Origin of the sequence: Dokdonia sp. R78006, assembly GCF_042466145.1 — a bacterium.
In the GTDB taxonomy this organism is placed as follows: domain Bacteria; phylum Bacteroidota; class Bacteroidia; order Flavobacteriales; family Flavobacteriaceae; genus Dokdonia.
In genome coordinates, this window is record NZ_JAXHBU010000001.1 from 2398634 (window position 1) to 2411227 (window position 12594).

11 protein-coding genes are annotated in these 12594 nt (G+C 36.7%); 7 read left to right on the forward strand and 4 right to left on the reverse strand.

Annotated elements, in window-relative coordinates:
• Window positions 1-11 precede the first annotated feature (11 nt).
• The 4 genes from SJY37_RS10690 (at window position 12) to SJY37_RS10705 (ending at window position 4742) form a co-directional block, all read left to right on the forward strand.
• Entirely contained in the window at window positions 12-866 is an 855-nt protein-coding gene (locus tag SJY37_RS10690; RefSeq protein ID WP_298324024.1) for a glycoside hydrolase family 16 protein, read from the forward strand.
• Window positions 867-909: 43 nt separating this feature from the next.
• The gene (locus SJY37_RS10695; RefSeq protein WP_298324027.1) at window positions 910-1596 is read left to right on the forward strand and encodes an HAD family hydrolase; all 687 of its coding nucleotides are present in this window, start codon (window positions 910-912) and stop codon (window positions 1594-1596) included.
• A 148-nt stretch (window positions 1597-1744) separates the two neighbouring features.
• On the forward strand, window positions 1745-2134 hold the full coding sequence (locus SJY37_RS10700) for an acyl-CoA thioesterase (protein WP_298324030.1): 390 nt from the start codon (window positions 1745-1747) through the stop codon (window positions 2132-2134).
• Window positions 2135-2243: 109 nt separating this feature from the next.
• Window positions 2244-4742, forward strand: coding sequence for a zinc-dependent metalloprotease (locus SJY37_RS10705; protein ID WP_298324034.1), 2499 nt, complete (start codon window positions 2244-2246; stop codon window positions 4740-4742).
• A 2-nt stretch (window positions 4743-4744) separates the two neighbouring features.
• Here SJY37_RS10705 and SJY37_RS10710 read toward each other — a convergent pair whose 3' ends face one another.
• Entirely contained in the window at window positions 4745-5362 is a 618-nt protein-coding gene (locus SJY37_RS10710) for a M15 family metallopeptidase (RefSeq protein ID WP_298324037.1), read from the reverse strand.
• A gap of 73 nt (window positions 5363-5435) precedes the next feature.
• Between SJY37_RS10710 and SJY37_RS10715 the strand changes: the two genes are divergently transcribed.
• Both SJY37_RS10715 and SJY37_RS10720 read left to right on the forward strand, forming a co-directional pair.
• Window positions 5436-6644, forward strand: coding sequence for a class I SAM-dependent rRNA methyltransferase (locus SJY37_RS10715; RefSeq protein ID WP_298324040.1), 1209 nt, complete (start codon window positions 5436-5438; stop codon window positions 6642-6644).
• A gap of 9 nt (window positions 6645-6653) precedes the next feature.
• Window positions 6654-8201 carry a family 20 glycosylhydrolase gene (locus tag SJY37_RS10720; RefSeq protein ID WP_298324043.1) on the forward strand — a complete coding sequence of 516 codons (1548 nt, stop codon included), beginning with the start codon at window positions 6654-6656 and terminating at the stop codon, window positions 8199-8201.
• Here the strand turns inward: SJY37_RS10720 and SJY37_RS10725 are convergent.
• Window positions 8191-8622: a hypothetical protein gene (locus SJY37_RS10725; protein ID WP_298324046.1), complete on the reverse strand. Its 432-nt coding sequence runs from the start codon at window positions 8620-8622 to the stop codon at window positions 8191-8193. The genes SJY37_RS10720 and SJY37_RS10725 overlap by 11 nt on opposite strands.
• 117 nt (window positions 8623-8739) lie before the next feature.
• A complete protein-coding gene (locus tag SJY37_RS10730) occupies window positions 8740-9795 on the reverse strand; it encodes a VWA domain-containing protein (RefSeq protein WP_298324048.1) in 1056 nt (351 codons plus the stop codon).
• Between the two features lie 246 nt (window positions 9796-10041).
• On the opposite strand from SJY37_RS10730, the gene SJY37_RS10735 reads away from it, so the two are divergent.
• On the forward strand, window positions 10042-10749 hold the full coding sequence (locus tag SJY37_RS10735; RefSeq protein ID WP_298324050.1) for a hypothetical protein: 708 nt from the start codon (window positions 10042-10044) through the stop codon (window positions 10747-10749).
• Window position 10750: 1 nt separating this feature from the next.
• Here SJY37_RS10735 and SJY37_RS10740 read toward each other — a convergent pair whose 3' ends face one another.
• Window positions 10751-12586, reverse strand: coding sequence for an ABC transporter ATP-binding protein (locus SJY37_RS10740; RefSeq protein ID WP_298324053.1), 1836 nt, complete (start codon window positions 12584-12586; stop codon window positions 10751-10753).
• Window positions 12587-12594 lie beyond the last annotated feature (8 nt).

The following is a 12594-nucleotide window of genomic DNA, read 5'->3' on the forward strand; positions in this document are numbered from 1 at the left end:
ACCCTATTATCATGAAAAATAGCATCCTTCTAATATTTATTTTTACAGCTATTGTGAGCTGTAAGGAACTAAATCAAAACAACAATGACTTAGAGAGTAATGTTGAACAAGTAGAATCATCTTCTCAAGAAGCAACAGAAACTAAAAAGTTAAAGTGGAGCGAAGAGTTTAACGGTACAACTGTAGATACCTCGCAGTGGAATTACAAAACAGGTGCTACTGGGTGGGGAAATGACGAATTACAAAATTATACAGATGGGAATAATGTTGAGGTGGCAGATGGATCTCTCAAAATTATTGTAAAGAAAGAGGGCGAAGGTCAAAAAGTAGGTGATTATACTTCTGCTAGAATCACAAGTACTCAGAAAGTGCAATATGGTCACGTAGCCATCAGAGCAAAGATGCCTGATTATAAAGGAAAAGGTATCTGGCCTGCATTATGGATGCTTGGTGCAGATATTACAGAGATAGGATGGCCACAATGTGGGGAGATTGATGTGATGGAGTACGTAAGTAAGAATCCAGATCAAGTATTACAAACCATACATAGCGTTGCAAATAACCATTCTAATGGAACTCAAATTTCAACAGATTTTATTGCGCTTCCTACTATTGAAGAGGAGTTTCACATTTATGGATTGCTATGGAAAGAAGACCAACTTCAATTTTATATAGATAGCCCGGATAACATAACTCTTACCATTGATCGTCCAGAAGATTATAATAATGAAAACTGGCCTTTTATGAAGGAATACTATTTTATACTCAATATTGCCGTAGGAGGTAATCTTGGAGGTGAGGTAGACGACCTTATTTTCCCAGCAGCAATGGAGGTAGATTATGTACGTGTGTACGAATTGGATTAAAGGGACTATTACGCTTTCGCGAAAGCGTGCTTAAAACAATACCATGAACAACATTCATACGATTGCCTTTGATGCAGATGATACCTTATGGGTCAATGAAACATTCTTCCGTGATGCCGAAGATGAGGTGTGTAAATTACTGAGTCCTTATATTGACTATGAGTCGTGCCAAAAACGACTTTTTGAAATGGAAATGCGCAATCTCTCTCTTTACGGATACGGGATAAAGCCTTTTACATTATCATTAATTGAATGTGCGCAAGAAGTTTCTGAAGGGAATGTCACTAATGAGATTATTGCAAGCATTATAGATATAGGTAAGGAGATGCTTAACGCTCCTGTAGATCTTATTGATGGTATTGAAGAGGTGCTGGACCAGCTTTCTGATAAGTATAAACTCGTAGTAGCTACTAAGGGAGATCTTCTCGACCAAGAGCGTAAACTAGAAAAATCTGGACTTTCAAAATATTTTCATCATATAGAAGTAATGTCAGACAAGCAGCCGGTAAATTATCTTAAGCTTGTAAAACACCTAGATATCAGCCCAGACACCTTTCTTATGATTGGTAATTCATTAAAGTCTGATGTGCTGCCAGTCTTAGAAATAGGAGGTCATGCATTTCATATTCCTTTCCACACTACATGGGCGCATGAGCAGGTAGATATAGAGATTACTCACGAGCGTTTTAAATCTTTTGGAACGTCTAGCGAGATTCTCAAACACCTATAATTTTTATTTAATATCACTCATTTCATAAATTGATAAGCCTTTCTATGGAGCTTATTGATGATGTGATAAAATGAATTATTTAATTACGCTTTCGTGAAAGCTTGAGACATCTTTTTGCTAACTTTAAATAAATCTCAACCTAGATATTATGAATTTTCACACACGTAAATGGATAAAACCTGAAGACTTAAATCCTAATGGAACACTCTTTGGCGGAAGGCTCTTAGAATGGATTGATGAAGAAGCGGCGCTTTATGCCATCATCCAACTAGAAAATCCTAGGACGGTTACAAAGTACATGAGTGAGATAGACTTTCGCTCTAGTGCCAAAATAGGTGATATTATTGAGATAGGGATTGAAGCTACTGCTTTTGGTACAGCATCACTCACATTGAGATGCGAGGTGCGCAATAAGATGACTAGAGAGATTATTATCAGTATTGAACGTATTGTAATGGTAGGTCTAGATGAAGATGGAAAGGCGCAGGCACATGGTAAAACGCAAATAGAATTTGTAAAAGATAGACTGGACAAATAGCGAGTGATAAACACTAATGTTAATACGTCCGTATTCTGTTAATGTTATCTAAAATTAATCTTGCTCGTTGCAGTCAATTCTTATTTTCGGAGTACTTTAAACAAACTCCATGAAAAGAATACTACTTCTCTGTCTCATTGCTACCTTTTTTAATGTTCAAGATTCTTTTGCACAACGCAAAGAATTAAGAAAGCGTAAGTCAAAAAATAAAAAAGAGCAGGTTGCAACTCCTAAAAAAGCTGATAAGGGCGCAATCAAATCATATACTGATGTAATTACAAAAGAAGCAGTTACAGATTCTGGCTTATTTCAAGTACACAAAATCAAAAATAATTTTTATTACGAAATCCCATTTACTGCGCTTGAAAAAGACATGCTATGGGTGACTCGTATTGCTCAAATTCCTAACGGACTAGGAGGTGGTTATATGAATGCTGGTTCAAAAACTAACGAGCAAGTTGTACACTGGCAGCGTTTTCAAGATAAGGTCTTACTTAAGATAAAGTCATACACCAACATTGCAGATAGCAGTAAGGCGATAAGCAACTCTGTACGAGTAAACAATTATGAACCTACATTATATGCTTTTAATGTAGAAACGTTCAATCAAGACTCTACTGCCGTAGTCATTGATGTTACAAAATTATTCTCTACAGACGTAAAAGCGATTAGTCCGCTATCTGGTCGTTTACGTAAAGAATACAAAGTAAAAAAACTTGATGGTAGCCGTAGCTTTATCAACAGTGTTAAGAGTTTTCCAGAAAACATTGAAGTAAAGCAAGACTTTACGTATGATGCCTCAGAGCCACCTACAGAACGTTCTGCAGAGAGTATCAGTTTGCAAGTAAATCAATCTATGATTTTACTTCCAGAGGTGGCAATGCAACCTAGATTGTATGACCCACGTGTTGGTTTTTTTACTGTAAATCAGTTTGATTATGGAAGCGATGCTTTAAAAGCAGATGAGAAAACATACATACGTCGCTGGAGACTAGAGCCTAGTGATCCAGAAGCGTATAAAAGAGGTGAGCTGGTAGATCCAGTAAAGCCTATTGTCTACTACTTAGACCCAGGAACGCCAGAAAGCCTAAAAGAGTACATTAAACAAGGAATAGAAGACTGGCAAAAGCCTTTTGAAACTGCAGGCTTTAAAAATGCAATCATTGCAAAGGATGCTCCTACACCAGAAGAAGATCCAGATTTTAGCCCAGAAGATATAAGATATTCTGTTGTAAGATATGTGGCGAGTACTACGCGTAATGCGGTAGGACCAAGTGTTTCAGATCCACGTAGTGGTGAGATTATAGAAAGTGATATTATCTGGTATCACAATCACCTGCGCAGTTATAGAAATAGATACCTCCTTGAAACAGGAGCAGCAAATCCAAGCGCGAGAACCCTAGATACTCCAGAAGAAGAGATTGGAGAGATGATGCGTATGGTAATTGCTCATGAGGTTGGTCATGCATTAGGTTTTCCACACAACATGGCAGCAAGTTATGCATATGATGTAGAATCTTACAGAGACGGAGCTTTTACACAAGAAAATGGTATTGCAGCTAGTCTTATGGATTATGCTAGATATAATTATATAGCACAACCAGGAGATACAAACATCCGTTTTGTACGCCAGATGGGACCTTATGATCATTATGCGACTAACTGGGGTTACCGCTGGTTACCAGAAGCTTCTTCACCGTTAATGGAAAAAGCAACTCTTAATAAGTGGATTAAAGAAAAAGCTGGAGATCCTCGTTTTAAATTTGGACGACAGTCTAGTAGTTTTGATCCGCAGTCACAGACGGAATCTATAGGTAATGATCCTGTAAAAGCAAGTACTTACGGAATTAAGAACTTGCGTTATGTAGCACAAAATCTTCCTAGCTGGACGTCAGATAAAACAAACGACTATGGAGATCTACAAGAGCTTTATGGAGAGCTTTTAGGTGTTTATAGCAGATTTGTAGGTCATGTAGTTACAAATATAGGAGGAGTGTTTGAAGATATTAAAATGCCTTCACAATCAGGAGTAGTGTACACGCATCTAGATAAAGCTGCACAGAAGGAATCAATGAGTTGGTTACAGAACAATCTTTTTGAAACTCCTACATGGCTTGTAGATCCAGCGATCATGCAAAACATAGATCACGCAGGTTATGCAGAAAAGGTGAGAAGAACACAATCACGCTATTTAAATAGAATCTTAAGTTTTGATAGGATAGGTCGTCTTATAGACGCAGAGACTACGCAAACAGATTACTATAGCGCTCTTGATATGCTTTCAGATCTTAGAAATGGTATCTGGTCAGAAACTATCAGAGGCACTTCGGTAGATCTTTATCGTCGTAATTTGCAGCGTTCTTACTTAGATAGAATGGAGTTTTTAATGACGGACCAAGGTCCAAAAGCTAGATCTGGAAGATCTGGTTTTGAAGGAACTCTATATTACGATGTGAGTGTATCAGATGTGCGACCGCTAGTAAGAGGTGAACTAGGAAAACTGCGTAGTAAACTACGCTCAGCGCGTAATAGCAATGTGAATACGGTTACAAAATATCACTATGAAGATGCCATTGCACGCATAGAGCAATTGCTAGATCCTAAATAAAATTACTCACAGTCAAAATCGATGTCAAGTACTTTAAGACCATAGTTCTTTGCATTATAATTAAAATGCCACCACTCTGTACGAATAGGTGAGAAGCCAAATTTTTTCATAACAGACCATAATTGCTTTCTATTTGCAGTTATGGTCTCATTATGTGGGTGATCAATATGAGCAGCTTTACCAAAAAAGTCATAGTCACTCCCCATATCTAGCGGAGTGCCATCTAACTTAACAATAGTCATATCTATAGCAGCTCCACGATTATGTATAGAGCCACTACCATATGGATTTCCTACATAACCTGGATTAGGATATATCTCCCACATTTTTTTCTGTACAGATAATGGTCTGTAGCAATCATACAGCTTTACCATGTAGCCTAACTCACAGAAATAATTATTTGCATCTACAAGCGCCTCTGCCACCTCGGGTATGAGTAAACATTGCACGCAGTCATAAACCGTTTGTTTTAAAAAATTATCATCTGTCGCATAACGCACATCATATGCAAAAGTTGAGTCAAACTGGTCTATATTTACCAGCGGACTTTCATCATCACTTTGAAAGGTTAGAAAAAAAAAGGCCGATACTACTAAAAAAAGCGTGCGATACATTCTCATACTGGAAAATTACGATTAATTTGGTTTTTTTCACGCTTTCGCGAAAGCGTAATTTCATAATACTACATCTTACATGATTGATTTACCTCAAATAAAGACAAAGAGACTTGCAGTACACCTCACAACAAATGCCGAAAAGCTTGTAAAACAAGGGCACCCGTGGATTTTTGAAAATAGTATAGCAAAGCTTAATAAAGCTGGAAGCTCTGGCGATATTGCCATTCTTTTTGATAATCGATCTGATAAAGTGTTTGGAATAGGATTGTATGATCCAGATTCTCCTATAAAAATAAAGGTTCTCAGTAATGTGCCTGCAACAATAAATGAGGAGTTTTTTAAAACTAGAATAAAGGAAGCATTCTCCTTGAGAAAACAGCTATTGAGAACACATACCAATAGTTATCGTCTCATTTTTGGAGAAAATGATGGTTTCCCAGGACTCATTGCAGATGTTTATAATGATGTCATTGTTGTAAAAATTTACAGCGCTATCTGGTTTCCATATCTGGAAGAAATATTACCTGAGCTTATTGAAACCTCAAAAGCAAATACAATGGTATTGCGCTTAAGTCGCAATGTTGCAAAAGGTAAATCACATGGATTTACAGATGGACAAGTGATCTTTGGAACCCTCAAAAAGGAAGTAGTTCGTTTTGTGGAACACGGAGTGAAATTTTCGGCAAACGTGATTCATGGGCATAAAACAGGATACTTTTTAGACCACCGCAACAATAGAAAAAGAGTAGGAGACATGGCAAAAGGTAAGACGGTGCTAGATGTCTTTAGTTATGCAGGAGGATTCTCTGTACATGCACTTGCTGGAGGAGCAACAGAGGTGTTGAGTCTTGATATAAGTGCTCAGGCGTTACAAGTTGCGCTAGAAAATGGTAAGCTCAATCAGCACACAGGAAAGCACAAAATACTTGCTGTAGATGCATTTGTAGGCTTACAGCAACTTATAGATGAAGGGGAGAAGTATGATATCGTTGTGATAGATCCACCAAGTTTTGCAAAAAGTGCAAAGGAAGTAAACACAGCTAGAAATAGCTACGCTAGACTTGCTCAATTAGGAACCAAACTAACAGCCAAAAGAGGGATGCTTGTACTAGCATCTTGTTCATCTAGAGTAGAAGCAGAGGCGTTTTTTGACATCTGTGAACTCAATATTAAAAAGGCAGATCGTAAGTTTACAGTAGAAGGTAAGACGTATCACGACAGTGATCACCCTATTAGTTTTCCAGAAGGAGCATATCTCAAGTGTGGTTATTATAGATTAAACTAGTGTAGAATTATGGCTTTTAGATTCTTAGTGCTTGTTATTTGCATCTCATTTTTTTCTTGTAAAAAGGAAAAACCTTTAGTACCTACAAGTATTGAAAAGCTCGTTCTTATCCCAATTCCAGATCAGATAGTTGCAGAGGATTATGGCTTTTTATTTGATCAGGAAACTAGAGTGATGAGTGATACATTGCCAGAAGTGCAAGCAATTGCCACGCAGTTTAAAAATCTTTTAAAACAAACACCTTCTCCATTAACACTAGATAATGAAGTAGATGAAAATGTAGTTTCATTTAATATTGTGTCTAGTGATAGTATACCTTCCCCAGAGGGATATGTACTTGCTATAAATAATAAGAGATTGTCGCTTGCTGGGTCTACACCTATTGGTGTTTTTAGAGGTATGCAAACGCTATTACAAGTTTTACCAGATGCTCTTATCGCAGGAAAGCAGATTGATAGTCTAGTCATCCCAGGACTAAAAATTGTTGATGAACCGCAGTACGAGTACAGAGGTATGATGCTAGACGTTGCACGTCACTTCTTTACCGTAGATGAAGTAAAGCGTCTCATTGATCAAATGGCATTGTATAAACTCAATAAATTGCACTTACACTTAACGGATGATCAAGGGTGGCGTATAGAAATCAAATCTTGGCCTAAGCTCACTGAAATAGGAGGTAGCTCTTCTGTGCGTAATGAACGTCCTGGATTTTATACGCAAGAGGATTATAAATCTATCCTAGCCTATGCTCAGTCAAAATATATTACTGTTATACCAGAGATTGACATGCCTGGACATACTAATGCAGCACTGGCATCTTATCCAGAACTTAACTGCAATGGTAAGGCCACAAAGTTATATAAGGGAATGCGTGTAGGCTTCAGCACCTTGTGTGTGGATAAAGATATCACATACACATTTGTAGAAGATGTGATAAAGGAAATAGCAGCAATGACCCCTGGGCCATATATACACCTAGGAGGTGATGAATCCCATGTCACTTCAAAAAAGGATTATAATATTTTTCTCAATAAAGTATTTTCAATAGTAAAGAAATATAAAAAACAAGTGATAGGCTGGGAAGAGATAGAAAGTGCCGGTGTAGATAGTACTTACATAGTACAACACTGGCAAAGAACCACTACCGCATCACGAGGACTTGCTCAAGGTGCAAAAGTTATTTTATCTCCTGCAAAGCGCATGTACTTGGATATGAAATATACTAAGAAGTCACCTATAGGTCTTACTTGGGCTGGAACGGTTGAGGTGGATAGTGCTTATATCTGGAAACCATCACAAATTTTTGAGGATGTGCCGCCTTCACAAGTGTTGGGAATTGAATCACCTTTGTGGTCTGAGACCATAAAATCGTCTGATGATATTGAATATCTCGCTTTTCCTAGGCTTATAGGTCATGCAGAGTTGGGCTGGAGTAAGCCCGAAAATTATAATTGGGATTCTTATAAGAGGCGATTATATAAGCATTATAAGAGAATGGATATTTTAAAGATTAACTATTACAAATCTCCAGAACTTGAAACTAAAATTAAGCCGTAGTTTTCTTTATGATGTATTCTTTTTGCTGCTCTTTAGCCCAATCTACTGCATCATTTAAATCAAAGAATTTTTTGATTTTAGATTTAAAGAAAAGGCGTTCTATAAGTATATCAGACTTTTCTTTCTCGTTATATGAAACCACAGCAAATGCACTTATAGAATTACGAGCCTTAAAAAATTTAAGCCAGTCTTGAGGCACTAAAGAATAAGAGTGAACACGATTTGATATGTAAGCTATCTTATTTTCTGTTCCATAATGGTTTTCGGCTAGATGAAGGAGTTCTTGCGCCATCTGCCAGTCAAAGAGCATTCCTTCATTAATTTCTGAGATAATAAAATCTTCAAAAAAATAGTAAGTTCCTGTTTCTAAGATGTAAACATCTTCTAATACATTGTTAAGGTTTGATTCTGATACTAGCATAATACAAAGATATACTATTGTGAAAATTGTTACTTGACAATAGTATCTTGCAATCGTACCAATCTGTAAAGCTGTATTTTATGCCGATTAACTACTCAAATTGATTAGTTAAAAAAGCTATTCACAGCCACTAGTGAATCCTGTTGCGTCAAAAGAGGTTTGCACTAGTCCATCTTGATTCCCATTAATTACTTGAATCACAAGGTTATTCAAACCACTTCCATCACGTTTTGGGCTGCAGTATTCAAACAAGTAAAAACTATTTGCTTGTCCTGCTACGCCGTTTGAGATGTCATTAAAGACAGACTCTAGCTCTGCCGCATTAGATGCAAATACACTTTCTGTTTGTCCTATTTTAGAAAGTATACCTTCATCTATTTCTGAGCCTAGGCCAATAGTAAAGAAGCTTATATCATCATCTGCATCAGAAACAGCATCTACTGCCTCTTGTTCTGTATATCTAGCTGCCTGATCTGTTCCGTCTGTAAAAATTACTACAGAGGCTGCTGCAAATAGTTCTTCATTTTCAGAAACATCAATAATATCATCTGCAATTTCGGTAGCTTTAATTACGGCGCCATATAAATCTGTTGAGGGGTCATTACTGATATCCTCTGTAATTCCATCTATAGCTTCTTGTAGTACAGCTGCACTGGTGGTAAGTGGTTGTAATTCATGAAGAATATCTTCTCCATCAAACCAGTAAATAGCCATTTTGAAAGAATCTGTAGGTATTGCCGGCATCACATTAGCTATGAAACTGCTTGACGCTTGCTTAAGTTCTTGCAAGCTTGTGCTCAAGACACTGTTACTTAAATCTAACACTAGTAGTGTGTTATTTGAAAAAATCTGAGCATTTGGAGATATCGCGCCAGATGCCTCAGAATTTGAAATTTCATTATAACAATCGTCATTACGGCCTTGCTCAAAAATTGTAAAATTAGAAGGTGTTAATCCTGCTACGGGACTACCGTCACTGCCATTTACTTTAAAGAAAACAGATACCTTAGAAGGTAGTGTGGTAAAAGATTCTTGTATGGTAATATCAAGCTCTTGGGTTCCTAAGTTGAGACAGTCTATATCTGTTGCGCTATTTCCATCGTCGTCTCTTGAACTACAAGAAAAAGATAGAGAGGCTAGGACAAAAAGAGCAAGTAATGCAAGTAGTTTCATAAGTATTCATTTGTTTGATGTGGTTAGAACGCATTACATTTCAATTTATTTCTTAATACATTGTAATGATCAATAAATTTTGCCAACTGATATATTGACCTATAAATTTCAAATATTTTATCTTTGAATACGTTAGGTTGCTGTTGCGCTTTCGCGAAAGCGTAATTTTAATCAACAATGGCATACTTTATGGTAAATATGCATGGAAGCCATAACTCTAAAATGTTACATCGACTCACTTACTATTTGAAAACTACTTTCCCCATATCAATTAAAGCTCTTCCATTATTAGCCTTACTCTTAGTATCTCTAAGTGCACAAGCTCAAATAGATGCACCTAGTGCTTCTATAGAAATTAAGGGAAAGCAGCCTAATGATGTGCCAGCGCCTGTGTTTATAGCGCCTATGGCAAGAGAAAAGAGCAGTGATGTACAATCTGGCTCCCTTGTTTTTAAGAGTAAGGTAAAGCTTAAGGATCCTTTTAAATCAAATGAGAAAAGAGAGATCAACTTTATGGAAGGCACCGACTTTGCAGAAAAAACGTACACTGCTCTCGAAAATAAGATGAATAATTCTCAAGAAAAAGATAGAGAAAAACTCCGTCCAGAATATTTTAGAGATCAATACTTAGGCGACTTCAAAAGCGGATCAAAATTTGTAAACTTTACTTACAGAGATCACGGCGCAGTAGATGGAGATCTAGTGAGCGTGAGTGTAAATGATACCATTGTGCATCCTAGAATATTTCTTGAAGGTCAGTTTCAAGGATTTTATCTCGATCTTAAAAAAGGGTTTAATAAAATAGAAATTAAGGCACTTAATCAAGGCTCAGTAGGAGCAAATACTGCACAGTTTGTGATGTATGATGATATGAAAAAAGTAATTTCTTCAAACACTTGGTTTCTAGCATCTGGCTATACAGCAACCGTTGTCATTGTAAAAGAAAACGACTAGTCTAAGCCTCTTCAAAAGATTGCATCGATACTAGTTTGTGATACATTCCCTTCTTATCAATAAGCTCTTGATGTTTTCCTTGCTCTACAATTTCTCCTTTTTGCATGACCACAATCTCATCTGCGTTTTGAATAGTAGAAAGTCTGTGAGCAATTACAATTGAAGTTCTGTTCTTCATCATATTTTCTAGCGCTTTCTGCACGAGACGCTCACTCTCCGTATCTAGCGCTGATGTAGCTTCATCTAGAATCATTATAGGCGGATTCTTAAGAACCGCTCTAGCTATTGAGAGACGCTGTTTTTGTCCTCCACTTAATTTATTACCACTATCACCTATATTAGTATCAAGCCCCTTAGGGAGGTCTTGTACAAACTCCCAAGCATTGGCAATTTTTAATGCATCAATGATTTCTTCATCTGTGGCATTCTCTTTACCTAGATTAATATTATTGCGTATAGTGTCATTAAAGAGAATGGCATCTTGAGTCACTAACCCCATAAGGTTACGTAGAGATTTTTTAGAAATATCTCTTATATCTATATTGTCTATTTTTATGTTTCCTTCATTAACGTCATAAAAACGAGTAACTAGATTTGCAATCGTACTTTTTCCAGAACCAGATTGACCTACAAGTGCTACAGTATGTCCTTTCTTTACATTAAGTGTAAAGTTCTTTAGCACACTTTCCTCATCATACTTGAAAGAGATACCCTCTAAACCTATACGACTGTCAAATGTATCTTTAATAATGGCTTTGGGGTTGTCTTTGATAGTTGTTTCAGTCTCTAAAACTTCTAGAATACGAGCGGCAGCAGCGTCTCCTTTTTTAACTGAGTAACTTGCTTTTGCAATAGATTTTGCAGGAGTTAGAATTTGATAAGCTAATCCCATGTATACAATGAATTGAGCTCCATCTAAACCTCCAGAACCATCTAACACCATATTACCACCGTACCATAATAAGATTCCGATTACCGTAATTCCTAAGAACTCACTTACAGGAGAAGCTAAGTTTTGCCTATGTGTAAGAGTATTACTGTATTTTTCAAATTTACTAGTAGAGGTTTGAAACTTAGTTTCCATTCTATCTTCGGCTGCAAATCCTTTTATAATTTTAAGATTGGCTAGTGTTTCCTCTACTAGAGACAAGAAATATCCCTGCTCTGTCTGTACTTGACCTGATTTCTTTTTGAGACTTTTTCCAATTTTTGAAATTATAAATCCAGCCACAGGTATGAAAATAAATACAAAAAGAGTCAGTTGTGCACTCATAAACAACATAGTGCCTATTGCAAAAAGAATAGTAAGAGGTTCTCTTATAAAAAGCTCTAGTATCGATAAGAAAGAATGTTGCACTTCAAGAACATCAGACGTGATTCTTGCAATAGTATCTCCTTTTCTTTTTTCTGAGTAGAAACTTAAATTAAGATTGACGATACGGTTGTACATCTTATTACGGATGTCTTTAAGAACTCCATTCCTTAGATAGGTGATGAAGTAGTTTGCTAAGTATCCAAAGACGTTTTTTAATAAAAAGGTCACAATGACAAGCCCAACCATGAGACCTAATACATACACATCTCCGTGAAGATCAGTCTGCGTATTGATAAAGTAGTTAAGAGAGTCATCTAAAAAGCTTTTTAAACTGCTAGAAGATTCAAGAGTAGGTTTTATTCTAACAGGGTCTACTTGTTTTAATAACACTGTAAGCATGGGTATAAGGGACACGAAAGCTAGCGTACCAAAAAGAGCATATAAAACATTAAACAAAATATTTAAAAATCCGTATTTCTTATAAGGAATGGCAAACTTGAGAATCTTCTTAAAATATTCCATAGAGTGTT